Source organism: Streptomyces uncialis (assembly GCF_001905345.1).
In the GTDB taxonomy this organism is placed as follows: Bacteria; Actinomycetota; Actinomycetes; order Streptomycetales; family Streptomycetaceae; genus Streptomyces; species Streptomyces uncialis.
This window is the reverse complement of the sequence record NZ_LFBV01000003.1, coordinates 735,822-756,042: the sequence shown is the minus strand read 5'-3', so window position 1 is coordinate 756,042 and position 20,221 is coordinate 735,822. Positions and strand designations below refer to the sequence as shown.

At 72.9% G+C, this 20,221-nt stretch carries 17 protein-coding genes and 1 pseudogene; 12 read left to right on the top strand and 6 right to left on the bottom strand.

Features of this window, described 5'->3' with window-relative positions; all coding sequences use genetic code 11:
* Positions 1-10: 10 nt before the first annotated feature.
* The 4 genes from AB852_RS17110 to aroC all read left to right on the top strand — a co-directional run bounded on the left by AB852_RS17110 (position 11) and on the right by aroC (position 4,186).
* Positions 11-922 (top strand): ABC transporter permease, encoded by a 912-nt coding sequence (locus AB852_RS17110; RefSeq protein WP_073789014.1) that lies wholly within the window; start codon positions 11-13, stop codon positions 920-922.
* Between the two features lie 8 nt (positions 923-930).
* Positions 931-2,094, top strand: a complete 1,164-nt coding sequence (locus AB852_RS17105) for a zinc-binding dehydrogenase (RefSeq protein WP_143201245.1) — start codon at positions 931-933, stop codon at positions 2,092-2,094.
* Entirely contained in the window at positions 2,091-2,885 is a 795-nt protein-coding gene (locus AB852_RS17100) for a sulfite exporter TauE/SafE family protein (protein WP_073789008.1), read from the top strand. Before AB852_RS17105 ends, AB852_RS17100 begins: the two co-directional genes overlap by 4 nt.
* Positions 2,886-2,956: 71 nt before the next feature.
* Complete coding sequence (gene aroC, locus AB852_RS17095; RefSeq protein WP_073789005.1) at positions 2,957-4,186, top strand: chorismate synthase; 1,230 nt, start codon at positions 2,957-2,959, stop codon at positions 4,184-4,186.
* 593 nt (positions 4,187-4,779) lie between these two features.
* Here aroC and AB852_RS17090 read toward each other — a convergent pair.
* A complete protein-coding gene (locus AB852_RS17090) occupies positions 4,780-5,985 on the bottom strand; it encodes an amidohydrolase (RefSeq protein WP_079184682.1) in 1,206 nt (401 codons plus the stop codon).
* A 305-nt stretch (positions 5,986-6,290) separates the two neighbouring features.
* On the opposite strand from AB852_RS17090, the gene AB852_RS17085 reads away from it, so the two are divergent.
* Positions 6,291-7,472 (top strand): PucR family transcriptional regulator, encoded by a 1,182-nt coding sequence (locus AB852_RS17085; RefSeq protein WP_073789003.1) that lies wholly within the window; start codon positions 6,291-6,293, stop codon positions 7,470-7,472.
* A gap of 67 nt (positions 7,473-7,539) precedes the next feature.
* Here the strand turns inward: AB852_RS17085 and AB852_RS17080 are convergent, their stop codons facing one another.
* Positions 7,540-8,130, bottom strand: coding sequence for a dihydrofolate reductase family protein (locus tag AB852_RS17080; protein ID WP_073789001.1), 591 nt, complete (start codon positions 8,128-8,130; stop codon positions 7,540-7,542).
* Between the two features lie 69 nt (positions 8,131-8,199).
* On the opposite strand from AB852_RS17080, the gene AB852_RS17075 reads away from it, so the two are divergent.
* From AB852_RS17075 to AB852_RS17060, 4 genes and pseudogenes are all read left to right on the top strand, one after another.
* Positions 8,200-8,778, top strand: coding sequence for a TetR/AcrR family transcriptional regulator (locus AB852_RS17075; protein ID WP_073788999.1), 579 nt, complete (start codon positions 8,200-8,202; stop codon positions 8,776-8,778).
* A gap of 62 nt (positions 8,779-8,840) precedes the next feature.
* On the top strand, positions 8,841-9,530 hold the full coding sequence (locus AB852_RS17070) for an enoyl-CoA hydratase/isomerase family protein (protein WP_073788997.1): 690 nt from the start codon (positions 8,841-8,843) through the stop codon (positions 9,528-9,530).
* Positions 9,531-10,110: 580 nt separating this feature from the next.
* Positions 10,111-10,800: pseudogene (locus AB852_RS17065) on the top strand (glycosyltransferase family 39 protein); the annotation flags it as partial.
* Positions 10,801-10,827: 27 nt separating this feature from the next.
* Complete coding sequence (locus tag AB852_RS17060) at positions 10,828-11,643, top strand: hypothetical protein (protein WP_245876806.1); 816 nt, start codon at positions 10,828-10,830, stop codon at positions 11,641-11,643.
* Positions 11,644-12,473: 830 nt separating this feature from the next.
* Here AB852_RS17060 and AB852_RS17050 read toward each other — a convergent pair.
* From AB852_RS17050 to AB852_RS17035, 4 genes are all read right to left on the bottom strand, one after another.
* Positions 12,474-13,499: a C40 family peptidase gene (locus AB852_RS17050; protein ID WP_073788993.1), complete on the bottom strand. Its 1,026-nt coding sequence runs from the start codon at positions 13,497-13,499 to the stop codon at positions 12,474-12,476.
* Positions 13,500-13,680: 181 nt separating this feature from the next.
* Positions 13,681-14,592, bottom strand: coding sequence for a M56 family metallopeptidase (locus AB852_RS17045; protein WP_073788990.1), 912 nt, complete (start codon positions 14,590-14,592; stop codon positions 13,681-13,683).
* The gene (locus AB852_RS17040; RefSeq protein WP_073788987.1) at positions 14,589-14,957 is read right to left on the bottom strand and encodes a BlaI/MecI/CopY family transcriptional regulator; all 369 of its coding nucleotides are present in this window, start codon (positions 14,955-14,957) and stop codon (positions 14,589-14,591) included. The genes AB852_RS17045 and AB852_RS17040 overlap by 4 nt, the downstream gene beginning before the upstream one ends.
* Before the next feature lie 86 nt (positions 14,958-15,043).
* On the bottom strand, positions 15,044-16,348 hold the full coding sequence (locus AB852_RS17035) for an MFS transporter (RefSeq protein WP_073788985.1): 1,305 nt from the start codon (positions 16,346-16,348) through the stop codon (positions 15,044-15,046).
* A gap of 482 nt (positions 16,349-16,830) precedes the next feature.
* Here AB852_RS17035 and AB852_RS17030 point away from each other — a divergent pair, with 482 nt between their 5' ends.
* Genes AB852_RS17030 through AB852_RS17020 form a run of 3 tightly spaced genes read left to right on the top strand, consistent with a single transcriptional unit; the run spans position 16,831 to position 20,195 of the window.
* A complete protein-coding gene (locus tag AB852_RS17030; protein WP_073788983.1) occupies positions 16,831-18,372 on the top strand; it encodes a tryptophan halogenase family protein in 1,542 nt (513 codons plus the stop codon).
* 24 nt (positions 18,373-18,396) lie between these two features.
* Positions 18,397-19,665, top strand: a complete 1,269-nt coding sequence (locus tag AB852_RS17025; RefSeq protein ID WP_079184681.1) for a cation:proton antiporter — start codon at positions 18,397-18,399, stop codon at positions 19,663-19,665.
* Positions 19,662-20,195, top strand: coding sequence for a flavin reductase family protein (locus AB852_RS17020; RefSeq protein ID WP_323181456.1), 534 nt, complete (start codon positions 19,662-19,664; stop codon positions 20,193-20,195). The genes AB852_RS17025 and AB852_RS17020 overlap by 4 nt, the downstream gene beginning before the upstream one ends.
* Positions 20,196-20,221 lie beyond the last annotated feature (26 nt).

The following is a 20,221-nucleotide window of genomic DNA, read 5'->3' as shown; positions in this document are numbered from 1 at the left end:
AGGAGGCACCATGATCGACGAGTCCTCCGTGGTCCTCGCCAGCGCCGTACGGCTCACCGTGCCCCTGGCCTTCGCCGCCTGCGGCGAGTACATCGCCGAACGCGCCGGAACCATCAACATCTCCGTCGAGGCCATGATGCTCGGCGGCGCCTTCAGCGCCGTCCTCGGCGCCACCGTCACCGGCTCCGCCGCCACCGGACTGCTGTTCGGGATGGCCGCCGGACTGCTCGTCGGCTTCGTGCACGCCCAGTTCAGCCACCGGCTCGGCGTCAACACCTACGTCGTCGGCCTGGTGCTGAGCGCGCTGGTGCTCGGTCTGACGAGCTTCCTCCTCGACTCCGTCGACCTCGACAAGAACCAGCAGGTCGGAGCCGTCGACATCCCCTTCCTCTCCGACCTCCCGCTGCTCGGACCCGTCCTGTTCAGCCATCGCTGGCCCGTGTATCTGCTGGTCGCCCTGGTCCCGTTCGTCTGGTGGCTGGTGCAGCGCAGCCGCTTCGGCCTGGAACTGCGGGCCGCCGGGGAGAACCCCCGGTCGGCCGACGTCACCGGTATCGACGTCCGCAAGCGCCGCCGCCAGGCCCTGCTCATCTGCGGGCTGCTCTCCGGACTCGGCGGCGCCTACCTCGCCGTCGGGGAGGTGGGCATGTTCAACCAGAACATGACCGCGGGCCGCGGCTTCGTCGTCATCGCCGCCGTCATCTTCGGCGGCTGGACGCTGCGGGGCACCCTCACCGGCTGTCTCGTCTTCGGCGCCGCCGACGCCATGCGGCTCGCGCTGCCCGCGCTCGGCCTCCAGCTCAACGCCCAACTCCTGATCGCCGCACCCTATGTGCTCGCCCTGCTCGCCATGATGTTCTTCGCCAAGAGCCACCGGGCCCCCGGCGCGCTCGGCCGGCCGTTTGTCCGGGGGACCGTGTGAAAGCCGTGATGCACACCCGCCACGGCGGACCTCAGACCCTTGAGCTCCGCACCCTGCCCGACCCCGAACCCGCCCCGGGCGAGGTGCTCGTCGCCGTCCGCGCCGCCGGGGTCAACCGCCTCGACCTGATCCAGCGGCGCGGCCCCGGCGTCCTGCCCGGCTTCCGGCTGCCGCACATCCCCGGCATGGACGTCTCCGGCGACATCGTCGCCCTCGGCCCCGGCACCACCGGCCGTGCCGTCGGGGACCGCGTCGTCGTCAACCCGACCATCGCCTGCGGCGACTGCGGTGACTGCGCCGCAGGGAACGACGCCTACTGCGGCCGGGTCCGGATCATCGGCGGCAACCGCCCCGGCGGCTACGCGGAACTCGTCGCCGTACCCGCCACCCACACCCATCTCCTGCCGCCCGGCACCGGTCATGTCGCCGCCGCCTCGCTGCCCACCGCGTACGGCATGGCCTGGCAGGCGCTCGTCGTCCGCGGTGAACTGCGCGCGGGCGAGAGCGTCCTGGTCCACGGCGGCGGCAGCGGGGTGAGCATGGCCGCCGTCCATATCGCCCGCCGGATCGGCGCCCGGGTCCTCGTCACCTCCGGCTCCGACACCAAGCTCGACCATATGCGGGACGTCGGCGCCCATGTCGTCATCAACAACCGCACCGAGGACATCGCCGCCCGCGCCCACGAGGCCACCGGGGGCGCCGGGGTCGACCTCGTCCTCGACCACATCGGGCCCGCCCTCTTCCAGCCCTCCCTGCACGCCCTGCGGCTGCGCGGACGCCTCGTGTTCTGCGGCGACACCACCGGCAGCACCGCCGAGTTCGACCTGCCGCACGCCTTCCACCGGGGCATCACCCTGCTCGGCGCCGGATCATGCGGGTACGCCGACTTCGGCGCGATGATCGACTTCTGCTTCGGGGACGGCGGCGGGGTCGAGGGCGACCTCGAACCCGTCGTCGACACCCTGCTCCCGCTCGCCGGGGCCGCCGCCGCGCACCACCGCCTGGAGAGCGGCGCCACCATGGGCAAGGTCGTCCTCGTCCCCGGCGACACCCATCCCGGCCCGGCCGCCCGCACCACCTGCGCCGCCCCCCGCCCCGCGCCCGTCCCGCACGGCCGTTCGTCCGCTACCCGCTCCACCGCGACGGCCGTGGAAGTGGCCACCGTCCCGTGACCGCGTTCGAGATCGTCCTCGTGCTGGCCGCCGGACTGGCGGCCGGCACGCTCAACACCGTCGTCGGCTCCGGGTCCCTGCTCACCTTCCCCGTACTGGTCGCCCTCGGCCACCCGCCCGTCGTCGCGAACGTCTCCAACACCATCGGCCTGGCCCCCGGTTCCCTCAGCGCCGTCTACGGCTGCCGCCGCGAACTCGCCGCCCAGCGGCACCGGTTGCTGCCGCTCGGCGCCGCCGCGGTCCTCGGCGGACTCACCGGCGCCCTGCTGCTCCTCGCCCTGCCCGCCGACACCTTCGGCGCCGTCGTCCCCGCCCTGGTGCTGCTCGCCGCACTGCTGATGGCCCTTCAGCCCCGGCTCACCCGCCTCGTCGCCGCCCGTCGGGCGCGGCACGCCCAGGCCCCCGCCCCCGGGACGCTCGCCACCCGGCCCCCGCGCACCACGGGACGCGCCCTGCCCGCCGCCGTCCTCGCCGTCAGCGTGTACGGCGGCTACTTCGGCGCCGCCCAGGGCGTACTGCTGCTCGCCGCGCTCGCGATCGCGCTGGACGACGACCTGCGGCAGCTCAACGGCCTCAAGAACCTCCTCCAGGCACTGGTCAACCTGATCGCCGCGGTGCTGTTCGCACTCACCGCGGACGTGGCCTGGCTGCCGGTGGCGCTGATCGCCGCCGGTTCCGTCCCCGGCGCGCTCCTCGGCGCCGCGCTTGGCCGCCGGGTGAGCCCCGCCGTGCTGCGCGCGGTGGTCGTCACGGTCGGGACGGTGGCGGGGGTGACGCTGCTCATGCGGTGAACGGACCGGGCCCGGGGCCGGACCCCGTGCCCCCACGCACGACGGACGAACGACGACGAAAGGCTGGGAACATGCTGCGCTGGCTGACTGCGGGGGAGTCCCACGGACCCGCGCTGACCGCGGTACTGGAAGGGATGCCCGCGGGAGTGGGCATTACGACGGACGACCTCGCGGACGCGCTCGCCCGACGCCGTCTCGGCAAGGGCCGCGGCGCGCGGATGCGCCTGGAACGCGACCAGGTCGAGATCAACGGAGGCGTCCGGCACGGACGGACGATGGGCGGCCCCGTCGCCGTGCGCGTCGCCAACACCGAGTGGTCCAAGTGGTCGGAGGTGATGTCCCCGGACCCCGCGGACGCCGACGGCCGCCGCTACGACGAACCGGGCCGGTTCCCCGACCGGGGCCGCTCCGCCCCGCTGACCCGCCCCCGGCCCGGCCACGCCGACCTCGCCGGGATGCAGAAGTACGGCTTCGACGACATCCGTCCGGTGCTGGAACGGGCCAGCGCCCGAGAGACCGCCGCCCGGGTCGTGCTCGGCGAGGTGGCCCGCGCGTTCCTCACCCAGGTCCTCGACGCGGAGGTCCTGAGCCATGTGGTCCGGATCGGTTCGGTGGCCCTGCCGGACGGACTGGTCCCGGTCCGGGGCGCCCGCGACGCCGTCGACGCCGATCCGGTGCGCTGCCTCGACCCGGCGACCTCGGCCGCGATGGACGCGGAGATCGACGCCGCCCACAAGGACGCCGACACCCTCGGCGGTGTCGTCGAGGTCGTCGTCCACGGGCTGCCGCCGGGCCTCGGCAGCCATGTCCACTGGGACCGCCGGCTGGACTCCCGGCTCGCCGCCGCCCTGATGGGCATCCAGGCCATCAAGGGCGTCGAGGTGGGCGACGGCTTCACCACGGCGTCCCGCCGGGGTTCACTCGCGCACGACGAGATCGAGGGCGTGGTCGGCGGCGACCCGGGGCGGCTCGCGGTCCGCCGGATCACCGAACGGACCGGCGGGATCGAGGGCGGCATGACCACGGGCGAGACGCTGCGGGTGCGCGCCGCGATGAAGCCCATCTCGACCCTGTCCCGACCGTTGTCCACGGTGGACGTGAGCACGGGGGACCCCGCCAAGGCGATCGCCCAGCGCAGCGACGTGTGCGCCGTCCCCGCGACCGGCGTGGTCGCCGAGGCCATGGTGGCACTGGTCCTCGCGGACGCGGTCCTGGAGAAGTTCGGCGGCGACAGCGTCACGGAGACCCGCAGAAACGTCGAGTCCTACCTGACCGAGGCAAAGGTGACAACAGCCCCCTGACCGAACCCACCAGGACCTGGCGGGGTGCCCCGAAGGGGCGCACTCAGCACTGGCACCCGCCGGAACAGGCCCCGTCTGGACAAGCCCAGGCGGGGTGCCCCGACAGGGGCGCGGGGAACTGCGCGAAACCCCGTACAGCCGTGGAAGTCCCGTCCGACGCCCAGAATCGCCCCGAAGGGGCGCACCCGACAACGGCACCCGCCGGAAGGCACACGGACCGGACAGGCCCAGGCGGGGTGCCCCAAAGGGGCGCGGGGAACTGCGCGAAACCCCGTACAGACGTGGAGGTCCCGTCCGACGCCCAGAATCGCCCCGAAGGGGCGCACCCGACAGCGGCACCCGCCGGAAGGCACACGGACCGGACAGGCCCAGGTGGGGTGCCCCAAAGGGGCGCGGGGAACTGCGCGAAACCCCGTACAGCCGTGGAGGTCCCGTCCGACGCCCAGAATCGCCCCGAAGGGGCGCACCCGACAGCACCCGCCGGAGCACGCACCCGACACCCGGACCCACCGGAACACGCACCCGACACCCGGACCCACCGGAACACGCACCCCACGACCGGACCCACCGGAACCGGCCCCGCACGGAACGGGTCAGGGGGAACCGAGGACCCCCACGCCGCCGCCCGAGGCCACCGCCCGCGCCACATCGACCCCCGCCCAAGCCATCGCGAGCCCCCCTTCCACCACAGCCCGATCCGCCGCCGCCCCCGCGGCCACCGCCGCGAACCCCGCCTGGTGCAGCCCCACCGCCCCGGACCCGATGGACACCAGCGGCTGGATCGCGGGCACGGCGAGCGACACGTTCGCCATGTCCGTGGACCCGGCCTGCCGGTCGTCCTCCGCGGTGACCGGCGGAAAGACCCGCCCCAGGGCCACCGCGTTGCGCTCGTACGCACGAAGGAGAACAGGATCATGACGGAAGTGCGCGTACGTGGGGGAGTCGGACCCGATCGTCAACCGGGTCCCCGTCGCCACCGCGCCCGCCTCGAAGCACGCCCGCACCCGCCGTTCCAGCGCGCCGACCCCGTCCAGCGTCGCGGCCCGTACATAGAACGCGGCCTCCGTCAGCTCGGGGATCACATTGGGCACCTGCCCCCCGGTCGTGACGATCCCGTGCACCCGCTGGTCGGGCGTCATGTGCTGGCGCAGCAGCCCGATCGCGACCTGTGCCACGGTCAGCGCGTCCGCCGCGTTGAGCCCGTCCTCGGGACACGCGGACGCGTGGGCCGCCCGCCCCTCGTAGCGCACCCCGAGCTGCGCCCGCGCCAGGCACACCGGATCGAGCCGCTCCCGGGGCGCGGGGTGGACCATCATCGCCGCGTGGACGCCCGCGAAGGCGCCCCGCTCCAGCATCAGGACCTTGCCGCCGCCGTTCTCCTCGGCGGGGGTACCGAACACCCGTACCGTCACCCCGATCTCGTCGGCGACCGCCCCGAGCGCGAGGGCGGCGGCGAGGGCGGCGGAGGCGATCACGTTGTGCCCGCAGGCGTGCCCGAGGCCCGGCAGCGCGTCGTACTCGGCACAGATCCCGATCACCAGCGGACCGCTCCCGCGCTCGGCGACGAACGCGGTCGGCAGCTCGCAGACGCCCGCCGTGACCGTGAACCCGTGCGCGGTGAGGACCTCTCCCAGCCAGCCGCACGCCCGCTCCTCCTCGAAGCCCAGCTCGGGGTGCGCGTGGAGCCGGTGGCTCAGCGCGACCAGCTCGTCCGTGGCGCGGTCGACGGCGGCCCGCGCGGCGGACTTCACCCGTGTCACGTCGGCGGAATCACCGGGTATCCCATGGTTCGTCAGCATTCGCGCATCGTGCCACGGGTGGCCGGAACCATGCGATACCCGGGACGGGACGACTTCCGCCGGACAGCCCCGCGTCAGCGGCGCTCCGGTGGACTCACCCGGGCCGGGCGTTCGCGCGATTGGAGAGGTGGAGGGGGTAGAGCGGACGATCGCAACGAGATACGTTCCCGGTACCGATATGGCCGATGCGGGGATTTCACCGTATGGGGCCTATGGGGGACATCCTGGACCGTGGGCGTCATCCATGGACAGGGACACCGTGTCGAGCGGCCGGACGATCCGTCGTCCGAACAGTGTGGAGCGACATGAACCAGACAATCGGGAGACCGGTCCGCCCCGCCCGCACCCCCGGCGGGGCCGAGGTGTTCGAACGCCGGCTCAACACCCTCGCCCTGTCCGGCGACGGCTGGTCCGCGGTCCTGCGGGCGATCGCCCAGCACACCGGGCGTCCCGTCCGGCTGATCGGGGTGCACGGCGGGGTGCTCGCCGCCACCGACGACGGTGCCACCGCGATGACCCCGGTGGGTGTCGCCCGGGTCTTCGCCGAGGACGGGGTGGTCCCCGTCACCTGCGAGACCGGCTGGCACGCCAGCGCGCGAGCGGTCCGCGCGGGGGAGCGCCGGGTGGGTGTCCTGCTGCTGGGCGGTGCCCGGTCCCCCGCCGACCCGGACGACGAGGTGGTCCTGCGGGCGGCCTCGACCGCCGTGGCCATCGAGGCGATACGCCGTGACGCGGTCGCCGCCGCCACCACCGAGACCGGCGGACGGCTCATCGACGAGCTGCGCTACGGCGCGCTGCGCAACCACACCGAGGTCGTACGCACCGCCGCCCGCTTCGGTCTGCGGCTGGAACAGCCTCACGCGGCGGTCGTCTTCGCGTACGCGGGCCCCAATCAGCGGACCTGGTCCACGGCCCTGTCCTGGCTGGAGATGCCGGTCCGCCAGGAGGGCCGGTTCGGCCTCGCGGTGCTCGCCGGGCACATGGACCGGGAGATCACCCGGATCAGGGTCCGCCTCCAGGGCATGGTCGGCGAGTTCCCGGTGCTGGCGGCGGCGGGCCCGGTCGTCTCGGACGTCCGTGAGACGGCCCGTTCCTTCCGGGACGCCGAGACCGTCCTCGGACTGCTGCGCCGCCGGCCGGGGGAGGTGGAGCTGCGGTTCGCCTCGCTGGGGCTCGCCCAACTGCTGTTCGGGGTCTCGCCGGAGCGCCTTCAGGCGTTCGTGGAACAGCATCTGGGCCCGATCCTGGAGCGCGAGGAATGGGTGAACACCCTCAGCGCCTGGCTCGCGACCAAGGGCAGCCGTGCCGCCGTCGCGGAACTGCTGCATCTGCACCGCAACTCCGTCGGCTACCGGGTGGGCCAGATCCGTGAACTCCTCGACGCCGATCCCCTGGACCCCGAGGTCACGCTGCGCCTCCAGGCCGCGCTGACCGCCCGTGAACTGCTGTCCGTCCTGCGCGAGGACGGCACCCGGCGCCCGGTGTGAACCCGTGCGCCGCCGCACCGGACGCGCACCGCGTCGTACCGCGCAGGGCGCGTACCGCGCCGGGCCGTTACCGCCGGGCCGTGTACCAGGTGACGCTCACCCCGTTGGGGAACACCTCGCGGTCGGCGGCCAGGAACGGCGTCGGGTCGAAGCCCCCGTCGAACAGCGCGACCCCGGCCCCGGCGACCACGGGATAGCTCTTGAGGATCAGTTCGTCGATCTCCGGCAGCAGCGCGCCCGCGAGCTTTCCGCCACCGCACAGCCAGATGTCCCGCCCCCGCTCGCGCTTGAGCGCGCGGACGAAGCCGACCGGGTCGCCGTCCACCACCGTCACGGCGGGATCGGGGGCGGCGCCGAGGGTGCGGGAGACGACGTACTGCCGCAGATGGGCGTACGGGCTCGGGGCGCCGAGCGCGAGTGCGTCGCGGTAGGTGCCGTGTCCCATCAGCACGGTGTCGAAGCGGGCGGGGGGTACGTCCGCGACACCGGCGGGTTCCCGCATGGCGGTCGGGACGGTCTCCGGCAGCCGGGAGTTGACCCACCCCGCGTACGCGGCGGACTGCTGGGCGTCCCCTGTGGGGAAGAAGTCGAACTCGCCCTTCGGGCCGGCGATCCGGCCGTCGAGGGACGCGGCGATGTAGTACACGAGCTTGCGCAAGAGGCTCCCCGTTGTGCAGTACTATGTTTGTAGTGGTGGGAATGTAGTACTACATGTGGAGTGATGTCAATGGCGCGCAGGAACGACGAGCGACGAGCCGCCCTCGTGGACGCGGCGATCGAGGTACTGGCCGGCGAGGGCGCCCGCGGGCTCACCTTCCGGGCGGTCGACGTGGCGGCCGCCGTCCCCACCGGAACGGCGTCCAACTACTTCACCAACCGCGACGATCTGCTGACCCAGGCGGGCGCCCGGGTCTATGAACGCCTCCAGCCGGACGAGGCGACGATCACGCGGCACCGCACCGCGAGCCGGGACCGGGAGACCTACGCGGAACTCATGCGTGAACTCGTCGGCCGTGTCAGCTCCTTCCGTACCGGCTATCTCGCCCTGCTGGAGCTGCGGCTGGAGGCGACCCGGCGGCCCGCTCTGCGGGCGATCCTGACCGAACGGGTCAGTGCGGACGTCGCCGCCAATGTCGCCTATCACGAGCAGTCGGGGCTGCCCGGCGACGCCACTGCCGTACGGCTGCTGTATCTCGCCCTCAACTGGCTCATCGTCGAACAGCTCACGCTCCCGGGCGTGTTCTCCGAGGAGGAGCGCGACGCGCTCGTCACGGCGGCGGTCGAGCGGATCGTACGGACGGACTGACCGGTCCCCCGCGCGCCCCGGCCCCGGACCCGTCCGCGCCCCGACCCTGAAGGAGCAGCGCCATGCCCACCCTTGACCGCCAGGACGGCGTCTTCGTCCTCGACCTCGGGGACACCGAGAACCGCTTCCACCCCGACTGGGCCGCCGAGGTCGACGCCCTTCTTGACGAGGCCGAGCGGGCCGACGGCCCGCGCGCCCTGGTGACCACGGCGCGCGGCCGGTTCTGGTCGAACGGCCTGGACCTCGACTGGTTCCTCGCCCACCCGGACCGCGCCGACGCCTTCGTCGCCGATGTCCAGGCGCTCCTTGCCCGGGTGCTGACCCTGCCGATGGTCACCGTGGCCGCGCTCCAGGGGCACACCTTCGCGGCGGGGGCGATGTTCTCGCTGGCGCACGACCTCCGGGTGATGCGCGCGGACCGGGGCTACTGGTGCCTGCCCGAGGCCGACCTGGGGATCCCGTTCACCACGGGCATGTCCGCGCTGATCCAGGCCCGTCTGGACCCGCGCACCGCCCATGAGGCGATGGTCACCGCCCGCCGCTACGGAGGCCATGACGCCCTCGCCGCCGGGATCGTGGACCGGGTGGTCGACGCGGACACGCTGCGTGGCACGGCCGTCGACCTGGCCCGCGCCCAGCTGGCCAAGGCGGGAGCCCCCCTCGCCACCATCAAGTCCCGTATGTACGCACCGGTGTTGACGGCCCTGGCGGAGAAGGGCGTCCGCCTCGCACCGGACGCCCGGCCCGCGTGACGTGACATGGCCGACGGCACCCGGGTGCCCGGGTGGGCAGCCGGATGCCGCGCGCCCGACGGCACCCGCCCGCCACCCGGCGGCACCGCGCACCGGGCGCCCGCCCGCCTTCCTGTCGGCGCCGAGGGGGCGGCGCACGGGCGGACCACCCGGTGTGCGCGGTGCCTGAGCCATACTATTGCTAAGTAGTTTAGTAGTCGAATGCGGCCGACGCGGATCACTTCCTTCCGGACGAGAGCCGCCGGTCCGCCTCGTCGGGACTCACGTCCTGGTGACGTGGTGACCCGTGAGCGGGGTCCGGCCCGGCGCCACCGAAACCCGTACCTTGGCCGCCCGTCGGCCGCCTCGGAGTCTCCTCCAGGGCGTGAAGGCCCGGGTGTCGACTCACGCGCCCGAGGCGAACTTCCTTGCAGGGCAGTGCTGTTCGTCGCTGGCACGGATGGTGGCCGAGCGGCTGGGCGGCTTTGCGCCAAGAGTGCGGAGGCGGGCTCCGACGGCGGCCCGTGCGGTGCGGCCCGGGGTACTTTCGCACCCACAACCGTCCGTCGAACGGCGCTCGCGGCATGAGGTCGAGGCCGCCATCGGGGCCGTCGCGGACCGGCCACGCTCGGGCCGGCTGTCGGTCGCGGCCGTCGGCCTGCCGCTGCTCGCGGTCCCGCACATCGGACTGATCGGCCTTTCCCTGTTCCGCCCGCTGTACCTGGACCGCTATGTCCTGTTCGGCCTGCTGGGTCTGGCGCTGCTGATCGGTGCGGCGCTGGGTGCGGCAGTGGCCTCCGTCGCGAAGAGGTTCCAGCGGATGTCGTCGTGGCTCCTCCCGGTGGCGGTCGTGGCGGCGGTGTCGGCGCTCCTGCCGCAGTTGCAGGCCAAGCGTTCCCCGGCGAGCCGGATCGATGACGTCCTGGCGGTGGCGGCGGACGTGAGGCGATTGAAGAAGCCCGGGGACGCGGTGCTCTTCATACCGGCGGCACGGCGTGACACGGCACTGGTCTCACCCGACGCGTTCGCAGACCTGCGGGATGTGGCCCTGGCGGAGAGCCCCGCGGCATCGGGCACCTTGAAGGGCCTGGAGACGGGCCCCGGCCGGATAAGGGCCGACCTCCTCACGCAGCGGCGGATACTGCTGGTCACGGACGCGCACGAGGTGGCCCGACCGGTGTCCGGGGCGCGGGACGAGGCGAAGATGTCGGTGCTGCGGACGTTCTTCACCGCGGTGGCGGATCGTCAGGTCCTCGGACGACGGGTGACGGTGTACGAGCGGCGCCCCTGACACGTCGAAGCGAACGAACCGGCAGTCATGGGTCTGCCCAGCCGTGACGCGATGTCCGGCGAAATTCTGAGCGACCGCTGCCGACGCAACGTAGGCTCCGGCGCTGTGGATCTGCGAACCTTTGCTTTCGATGACCGGCCTGATCTGCATGAGCGGGCTGAGGAGATCTTCAGCGCGGGATGGCCGGAGTTCATCTTTCACGACCCTGTCGCCGACCAGCAGATGGACAGGGTCCGGCAGTGGTTCGGGGAGCTGAACCTCCTCCTGGTCGACGGTGAGGACCGGATCGTGGCGGGCGGGTGGGGTGTCCCCGTCTGCTGGGACGGATCGCTCGACGACTTGCCCGGCGGATACGACGAGTCGCTGGTGCGGGCGGTCGCACTGCGTGAGGCGGGCGGCCGGGCCGACACGCTGGTGATCGCCGCGGCTCAGGTCCGTGGAGATCTGCAAGGTCGTGGCCTGGCTTCCGAAATGCTCGGCCTGCTCGCGGGGGCCGGGGAGCGAGAGGGTCTGGCGCGCGTCATCGCCCCGGTGCGGCCGGCTTCGAAGGCGCGCTATCCGCTGACCGCGATGGACGAGTTCATGAGCTGGACCCGGGCGGACGGCGCTCCGTCGGACCCGTGGTTGAGGACCCACCATCGGATGGGCGCCCGCGTGCTGCGTTCCGCCGAGCGTTCCATGACGATGAAGGGTTCGGTCGCCGACTGGGAGAAGTGGGTCGGGTTCGCCCTTCCGGCCTCCGGTAGCTATGTGGTCCCGGGGGCCCTTGCTCCCCTCGTGATCGACCGCGCGACCGATCAGGGCGTGCTGGTGGAGCCGAACGTGTGGGTGCGGCACCGCTGAACGGCCGCGCCGTCCGACATCGCTGCTCTCTGTGCGTTGCTGAGCGGACGCCGCAAACGGTCCTGGCCCAGCGACGACCGCACAGAGCGTGCCGACCGGCGAGTCGACGAAAGATCGGTTGGCCGGTGACATCTCCGATCGGCACCTGCGCCGCGTCCGGTGGGTTCCGCTTCGGCTTGCCGCTTGGTGCCGCGCTGACCTGCGGCTTTGATGGTCGTCCAGGTGACTTGTCAGCGCCTTCGTCCAGCGAATGTGTCAGATTCTTCAGCAGCGGGAGCCTCTTCGGGCAGTGCACAGAACCATCTGGTGGTCGCCATGGGAGAGAATGCTGGGCATGACGACTTGAAGAGCACCGACCGGGCGGCAGCGCTGGGTCAAGGTCGCGTCCTGGGACACGGTCAGCCACGGCGATCGCCGAAGCTGCGCTGCCTGCGGGACACCCGTTCGCTCCTACCAGTTCCGTCTCCATGAGCCTGAGTCCTCGATGTTCGAGCGGTGCGTCGGCTTGGCCTGGTGTTCCGGGTGCCGGATCTACTCCGCTGCGATGGTCCGGATTCCCCGAACGCGTGTCCTCGTCGACGCGCTGGGATCCCTGCCTGCGGACGAGCGTGTTCGACTGCGCCGCAGCGAGGTGAAACTGATCGACCATCTCGATCGCCAACGCGACCGGAGGTCGTGATCCGCATCCCGAGGGTGGCACTGCCGATGTCGCGCTCACTCGTGAGTCGTTCCGGCGGCTCCAGCCGATCAACGTGCCCGGCGCGCGAGTGGTGCCCGGCCGGAGCCCCTTCGATGCCTCCGATCGTCGGTGAGACCGGATGCACCCCGGGTCAGGGGCGCGTGGCGGCGAAGTACGGCATCGAGTCCAGTGGGGTGAGCTCGACGTTCTTGCCCGTGCGGGGCGCGTGGATCGCCTTCCCGTCGCCCACGTACATCCCGTTGTGCTGGGTGTTGTTGTACCAGTAGATGATGTCGCCCGGCTGGAGGTCCTCCCGTGCGACCTGGCGACCGGCCGAGTACTGCTGGATGACCGTGCGCGGCAGTGAGACCCCGGCCGTGCGCCACGCCGTTCCCGTGAGCCCCGAGCAGTCGAAGGAGTCCGGGCCGGTCGACCCCCACTCGTACGGCTTGCCGAGCTGCGCGTACGCGAAGCGGACCGCGTCGCGGGCGCGGCCGCTCGCCGAGCCCTGGTACGCCGCGGGCTTGTCGCTGTTGCCCGCGGCCTTGTCCTCCTTCTTCTCCGCCTCCCGCAACTGGGTCCGCTGCTCGGCCGTGAGGCTGTTGAGCAGCTTCCGCGCCGCACCCAACTTGCCCTGGATCTCCTCCTTCTTGCCGCTGAGGCGCTCGCGCGCCTTCTCCGCCGCGCCCACCTTCCGTCCCGCCTCGGCGCGTGTTCGGGCGAGCTCGCGGCGCTTGGACTCCAGGGCGGTGAGCTCGGTGGCCTGGCGGGCGCTCATGCGGTCCAGCGTCTGGGCCCGGTCGAGATAGCTGTCGGGGTCCGCCGACAGGAACAGTCCGAGCGTCGGGTCGACCCCGCCGCTGCGGTACTGGGCCGCCGCCATGGGCCCCATCCGTGCCCGCAGTTCGTCGACCTCGGCCTGCTGGTCGGCCATCCGCCGCTGGGCCGCGTTGGCCTCCTTCTGGAGTTTCGCCTTCCGCTCCAGGATCGCGTTGTACTCCTCCGTCGGCGCCTCGGCCTCCTCGTAGAGCGCGGCCACCTGCTGGCGTACCTCGTCGAGGGAGGGTTTCGGCGCGGCCTGCCCCTGGGTGGGCAGCAGCGAGACGGTCCCGGCCGTCGCGGCCAGGACGGCGAGCCGGGGACGGCTCGGCGGCTTCGGTCGGCGGTGCGTCCCCATGGCGGACCACTCCTTCGCTCACCGGGGCGGCGGACGCCGGGGCGGGCGTCCGCCGCACGTGCCGGTGGGGTTGTGACGTCGATATCGTCAACAACTTAGTAGATTCGTAGTTCGGCCCACAATCCCGGGCACCGGATACGCGGGAGCGGCGGGGGACCGGGTACGCGGCCGGGTACGGGCGTCAGCCGACGCCGTGCAGACAGCCCATCGCCAGCGGGAGGAGCACGACCGCTGCCGCGGCCGCGGCCAGGCCCGTCCGCAGGACGAGCGGGGGTCGGTGGCGCGGGGCGAGCACGCGCCGCAGCCGGAGCAGGGCGGTGGGGCCGCCCACCGCGAACGCGCCCGCCGGGGCGGTCGCCGTCGCCATCCCGTACATCGCCGCCGCCAGGACATCCCCGGGCTGACGGCGCAGCGCGCGGTCGTCGGCGATCATCTCCAGCAGGACCGCGGTCTGTTCCCTGCCGTGCCGGGCCAGTGGGAGCCACCGGAACACCCGGGCGAACCCGCCGGCCGCGGCGAGCACCAGATGATGGCGCCCCGTGATGTGGGCGCGCTCGTGCAGCAGGACCGCGTCGAGCTGGTCGTCCGACAGCAGCCGCAGGGCGCCCGCGCTGACCACGACCCGGGGGCCGCGGCCGGGCAGGCAGTACGCGGCGGGCCGGTCATGGTCGAGCACCGTCGCGCCGAGCCGCCGCGAGCGGCGTCCCACGATGTCCAGCACCGCCCGGTGCCGGGACCGCGCCCGCCGACCCCGCAGCACCTCCACCGCGACGGCCAGCGCGACCGTACCCACGACCGCGCCGGGCGCCGCCATGGCGAGCCGCGCCGCCACCGAGGCCGCCGGGACGGCCGCCGGGTCACCGACCCCGCAACTGTGCAGCAGCCCCACGATCTCCGTGTGCAGATGACCGGCGGGCACCACGACGTCGTAGACGGCCAGCGCCAGCGACACGAGGAACGACAGGGTGAGCGCCTGCCAGAGGGCGAGCGCCAGCGCCGGGGCGCGGTGCGGCCAGCGCGCCCGCAACAGGGGGACGGGCGCGAGCACCCCGACGGCCGCCGCGTAGCCGAACAGCGCCGGGGCCGTGCTCACGCGCGGTCCTGCCGCCCGGCCGCGCGCAGCGCCTTGCGCAGCGCGCCGACCTCCTCGGGGCTCATCTGCTCCACGAAGTGCGCGAGGGCCACCGGGCGGTCCTCGCTGGCGCCCAGGGCGTCCTCCATCAGGGCCGCCGCGTACTCCTCACGGCTGCGGACCGGGGTGTACACCCACGCGCGGCCCTCCTTCGCGCGCAGCAGCCAGCCCTTGTTGTAGAGGATGTTCGCCACCGTCATCACGGTGGTGTACGCCAGCGGACGCCGCTTGTTGATGTCGTCCACGACCTCCCGGACCGTCGCCGGGCGCTCCCAGCGCCACAGGCGGTCCATGATCTCCGCCTCCAGATCCCCCAGCCGACGCATCCTCTGCTCCTCCTCCGACACCGCGCGAACGCAGGCCAATAGTAGGCCGTGGGGGCCGGCCGACGGTCCGCGCACCCGGGGTCGGCTCACACCCGGGCGGGCTGCTCCTCCTCCCCGGGCCGTCCGGCGTCCTTCGCCTCCGTGGGCCGGGGCCGGGTCTCCGGCAGCGCGGCGAAGCAGCACAGGCTCAGCACGGCGACCCCGGTCAGCCACCCGGCGACACCCCAGGGCGGTCGGCCGCCGCCGGACAGCGCGGTCGCCACGATCGGGGTGACCGCGCCGCCCAGCACCCCGGCGAGGTTGTAGCCGACGGCGGCGCCCGTGCACCGCACCCGGGGTTCGTACAGCTCCGGGAGATACGCGGCGATCACCGCGAACATCGTGACGAACGCGATCAGGGCCACCATGAACCCCAGGGACATCAGCACGGGTTCCCCCGTGCTCAGCAGCGCGACCAGCGGGAACATCCACACCACGGCGAGCGCGCTGCCCGCCAGGCACAGCGGCCGCCGCCCGAACCGGTCGCTCAGCAGCGCGGCCACCGGCGTCAGCAGCCCCTTCACCGCCACCGGGACCATCACACAGAGCAGCATCAGCGTGGGACTGACCCCGATCACCTCGGTCCCGTACGCGAGCGCCCAGGTCGACACCGAGTAGAACACCGCGTATCCGCTGGACAGGGCGCCGGCGGTCAGCAGTACCAGCCGCCAGTGGCCGCGCAGCACCTCGGCGACGGGCGCGGCGGCCCGTTCCCCGCTCTCGCTGAGGGCCTTGAACTGGGGGGTCTCCGCGAGGGAGGAGCGCAGCAGCAGACCGCCCGCGGCGAGGAGTCCGGCCGCCCAGAACGGCACCCGCCAGCCCCAGGAGTTGAACTGCGCGTCGGTGAGGGTGGCCGTCAGCAGCAGCATCATGCCGTTCGCCAGCAGGAACCCCAGCGGGGGACCCATCTGCGGGAAGCTGCCCCACAGCCCGCGCCGACCGGCGGGGGCGTGCTCGGCGGTCAGCAGCACCGCGCCGCCCCACTCACCGCCCAGTCCGATGCCCTGGACGAACCGCAGCACCAGCAGCAGCAGGGGCGCCGCCATCCCGATCGACGCGTAGGTCGGCACACATCCCACGGCGACCGTCGCGACCCCGGTCAGCAGCAGCGACGCGAACAGCACGGGCCGCCGCCCGTACCGGTCCCCGACATGGCCGAACAGCACCGACCCGAGGGGCCGGGCGACGAAGCCCACGCCGAACGTGGCGAACGCGGCGATGGTCCCGGCCAGCGGGGAGAACGACGGGAAGAACAGCGGCCCCAGCACCAGCGCGGCGGCCGTGCCGTAGATGAAGAAGTCGTAGAACTCGACGGCGGTCCCGGCGAGCGAGGCCGTCGCGAGCCGCAGCATGGACGGCGTCCCGCTCCGGGAGGACGGCGGCGACGGAGCGTGACTGGTAGACATACCGCACCAACGCCCCGCACCCGGAGCCGGTTACGCCGACGGCCGCGACAGCGGCAGGAACATCGGCCAGGGCACGGGCGCGGGCGTCGGTACGGGTCCGGGCACCGGCACCAGCACCGGTACGGCCGGCGTGACTTCGCGGCGGACGGAGCGCGCGCGGAGCGCGGACGGGTGCCCCGGCGTACCGTGCGCACCCCCTCAGCGCGACCACCGGGTGTGCGGGTCACTTCGCGGCGTGCCCGGTCGGGCGCGGTTCCAGCCCGCGCGTGCGCATGGTTCACGCGCTCCCGCCCGGCGCCGGGACCCCGCGCGGCGACCGCTGCGCCTAGCCTTCCGAGGACATTAGCAGGGGCGGCCGTCGTGAATTCCCACTGCGTCGCCCCCGCCCGTCCGTGTCTCGAACCGGAGACCGTTCCCGGAGGTTGTCCATGCTGGAGAGCATCGTTGTCGTCGGTGGCGGAACATCGGGCTGGATGACGGCCTCCTATCTGAGCGCCGCGTTCGGCGAGCGGATATCCGTCACGGTGGTGGAATCCGCCCGGGTCGGGACCATCGGAGTCGGCGAGGCGACCTTCAGCACCGTGCGGCATTTCTTCGAATACCTCGGGCTTTCCGAGGAGACATGGATGCCCGCGTGCAATGCCACCTACAAACTCGGTATCCGCTTCGAGAACTGGCGGGCACCGGGCCACCATTTCTACCATCCCTTCGAACGGCAGCGGGTGGTGGACGGGTTCACCCTCCCCGACTGGTGGCTGGCCGACGGCGGCGCCACCGAACGGTTCGACAAGGAGTGCTTCCTCGTCGGCACCCTGTGCGACACGATGCGCTCGCCCCGCCACATGGACGGCGCCCTGTTCGAGGGGGACCTCACCGACCGCCCCGCGGGCCGCAGCACACTCGCCGAACAGGGCACCCAGTTCCCGTACGCGTACCACTTCGACGCCGCGCTGCTCGCCGACTTCCTGCGGGACTACGCCGTCGCGCGCGGGGTGCTGCACGTGGTGGACGACGTGGTCCACGTCGCCCGGGACGAGCGCGGCTGGATCAGCCATGTCGCCACCCGGGGCAGCGGTGACCTGGCCGGGGACCTCTTCGTCGACTGCACCGGCTTCCGCGGGCTGCTCATCAACGACGCCCTGGACGAGCCGTTCGAGTCGTACCAGGACACCCTCCCCAACGACAGCGCCGTCGCGCTGCGGGTACCCGTCGACATGGAACGCGAGGGGCTGCGCCCCTGCACCACCTCCACCGCGCAGGCCGCGGGCTGGATCTGGACCATCCCGCTGTTCGGCAGGGTCGGCACGGGCTACGTCTACGCCCGCGACTACTGCACCCCCGAGGAGGCCGAGCGCACCCTGCGCCGGTTCGTCGGCCCCGCCGCCGACGATCTGGAGGCCAACCACATCCGGATGCGGATCGGCCGCAGCCGGCGCTCCTGGGTGAACAACTGCGTCGCCGTCGGACTGTCCTCCGGATTCGTCGAACCACTGGAATCCACCGGGATCTTCTTCATCCAGCACGCCATCGAGCAACTGGTGAAGCATTTCCCCGACGCCGACTGGGACCCCGCCCTGCGCAGCGCGTACAACACGCTCGTCAACCGCTGCATGGACGGTGTCCGGGAATTCCTCGTCCTGCACTACTACGGTGCCGCCCGCGCCGACAACGAGTACTGGCGGGACACCAAGACCCGGAAGATCCCGGACTCCCTCGCCGAACGCGTCGAACAGTGGCGGACAAAACTCCCGCACCCGGAATCCGTGTATCCGCACTATCACGGCTTCGAGGCCTATTCCTATGTGTGCATGGTGCTCGGGCTCGGCGGAATCCCGCTGAAACCCTCACCCGCGCTGCGCATGCTCGACCCGTCCGCCGCGCAGCGGGAGTTCCGGCTGCTGGCCACCCAGGCCGAGGATCTGCGGCGCACACTGCCCAGCCAGTACGCGTACTTCGCGCAGTTCCGCTGAGCGGCGGCGGCCGGAGCCGTGGCGATGACGATCGATCTGCTGTGGTCAGTACTGCATCTGACCGCCCTGCTCGGGGCCCTCGGCCTGGTCGCGCTGACCGGGCGGGCCGTCGCGCGGTGGCTGCGGCTGCCGCTGGTGATCGGGGAGATACTGGTCGGCCTGTGCGCCGGGCCCGCCCTGCTCGCCCTGCTCGGGGGACCGGGCTTCGACCGGCTGCTGCCGGACCATCTCGCCGTCCCGCTGGCCCGGGTCGGTGAGGCGGGGCTGGTGCTGTTCCTCGTCGGTGTCGTCCACGGGCTGCGGCACGGCCCGGCCGGTCCGGCGAACCGGGCCCTCGGCCGGGTGAGCGCCGGGGTGTTCCTGCTGCCGCTGCTGACCGGGCTGCTGTTCGCCGGCTGGGTGCTGTGGCTCGGCCCGCCGGGCCTGGCCGGTACGGCGCCGCTGCCCGCGCTGCTGGTGATGCTGCCCGTGGCGATGAGCGTGACGGCGGTGCCCGTCCTCGCCTGTGTCATCGACGAACGCGGGCCCGGGCTCGGCCGGGCCGCGCCGCTCGCCCTGATGTCCGCGATCCTGCTGGACACCGTGGCGTGGCTGCTGCTGGCCGTCGCGCTGGGGCTGGCCGCCGGGGGACTGTGGGGGGTGGCCGGGGCGTTCGCCGCGCTCGCCGTCGGGCTGCTGCTGGCGCACGGAGGCCGCCGCGCACTCGCCCGCCCCCGGATCACGGCGGCCGCCGCCCGCCGCCCCACGGCCGCCGCCGTGCTGCTCGGCGGGCTCGCGCTGCTGGCGGCGACCGGGGCCCACGGCGCGGGACTCACCGCCGTCCTCGGCGCGTTCCTCGCGGGCGTCATGGTCCCCCATGACCCCGACGGCCCCTGGACCCGGGCGGTCGCCGTCGTCGCCCGGGTCGGCCGGGTGCTGCTCCCGGTGTTCTTCGTCGGCACCGGGATCACCCTGTTCACCGAATCGGCGGGCTCGCTGCCCTGGTCCGCGACCCTGCTGTGCACCGCGCTGGCGATCGTCGGCAAGGTCGGCGGCGGATACCTCGGCGCGCTGTGGGCGGGGGAGGACCGCCGGACCGCGCTGCGGGTCGGCGTCCTGGTCAACACCCGCGGACTCACCGAGATCGTGGTCCTCCAGGTGGGCTGGGCGGCGGGCATCCTCACCCCGGGACTGTTCCTCGCGATGCTGGTCATGGCGCTCGTCACCACCGTCCTGACCGGACCGCTGCTCTCCCTCATCGACCACCACGCGGCCTCCCGGGAGCCGCTCGTGCGAACAGGCGGTGTTCCGTGAAACTGTCCCCAGAGATCACCCCGACCCGGTTCCGCGCCCTGATGGCCGGGTTCCCCAGCGGTGTCGCCGTCCTCACGGCCACGGACCCCGACGGCGGGCGCCCGTGGGGCATGACGTGCTCCTCCGTGTGCGCGGTGTCGCTCGCCCCGCCCACCCTGCTGGTCTGTGTGCGCACCGGCAGCCCCACCCTGGACGCGATGCTCCGCCGGAGCGCCTTCGCGGTGAACCTGCTCCACGACGGGGCCCGCGCCACCGCCGAACTGTTCGCGTCCGGGGCGCCCCACCGGTTCGACCAGGTCCGCTGGGAGTACCCGGTGACGGGCGGCGGACCGCATCTGGTCGAGGACGCGCACACCGTCGCGGACTGCGAGGTCAGCGGGCACCAGGTGGTCGGCAGCCACGCCGTGGTGTTCGGGGAGGTGACCGCGGTCCACCACAGGAGCCCGCCGCGACCCCTGCTGTACGGGCTGCGCCGGTACGCCGCGTGGCCCCTGCCCGACGTGGACACCGTCTCGTGGGTGGCCCCCTGACGGCCGTCTCCTGGACGGCCCCTGGA

What these genes read in the sequence shown, in the direction of transcription:
- AB852_RS17110 (WP_073789014.1), top strand. Translation starts at nt 11, where the DNA reads ATGATCGACGAGTCCTCCGTGGTCCTCGCCAGCGCCGTACGGCTCACC.
- AB852_RS17105 (WP_143201245.1), top strand. Translation starts at nt 931, where the DNA reads ATGCACACCCGCCACGGCGGACCTCAGACCCTTGAGCTCCGCACCCTG.
- aroC (WP_073789005.1), top strand. Translation starts at nt 2,957, where the DNA reads ATGCTGCGCTGGCTGACTGCGGGGGAGTCCCACGGACCCGCGCTGACC.
- AB852_RS17090 (WP_079184682.1), bottom strand. Translation starts at nt 5,985, where the DNA reads ATGCTGACGAACCATGGGATACCCGGTGATTCCGCCGACGTGACACGG.
- AB852_RS17085 (WP_073789003.1), top strand. Translation starts at nt 6,291, where the DNA reads ATGAACCAGACAATCGGGAGACCGGTCCGCCCCGCCCGCACCCCCGGC.
- AB852_RS17075 (WP_073788999.1), top strand. Translation starts at nt 8,200, where the DNA reads ATGGCGCGCAGGAACGACGAGCGACGAGCCGCCCTCGTGGACGCGGCG.
- AB852_RS17070 (WP_073788997.1), top strand. Translation starts at nt 8,841, where the DNA reads ATGCCCACCCTTGACCGCCAGGACGGCGTCTTCGTCCTCGACCTCGGG.
- AB852_RS17060 (WP_245876806.1), top strand. Translation starts at nt 10,828, where the DNA reads ATGGGTCTGCCCAGCCGTGACGCGATGTCCGGCGAAATTCTGAGCGAC.
- AB852_RS17050 (WP_073788993.1), bottom strand. Translation starts at nt 13,499, where the DNA reads ATGGGGACGCACCGCCGACCGAAGCCGCCGAGCCGTCCCCGGCTCGCC.
- AB852_RS17040 (WP_073788987.1), bottom strand. Translation starts at nt 14,957, where the DNA reads ATGCGTCGGCTGGGGGATCTGGAGGCGGAGATCATGGACCGCCTGTGG.
- AB852_RS17035 (WP_073788985.1), bottom strand. Translation starts at nt 16,348, where the DNA reads ATGCTGCGGCTCGCGACGGCCTCGCTCGCCGGGACCGCCGTCGAGTTC.
- AB852_RS17030 (WP_073788983.1), top strand. Translation starts at nt 16,831, where the DNA reads ATGCTGGAGAGCATCGTTGTCGTCGGTGGCGGAACATCGGGCTGGATG.
- AB852_RS17025 (WP_079184681.1), top strand. Translation starts at nt 18,397, where the DNA reads ATGACGATCGATCTGCTGTGGTCAGTACTGCATCTGACCGCCCTGCTC.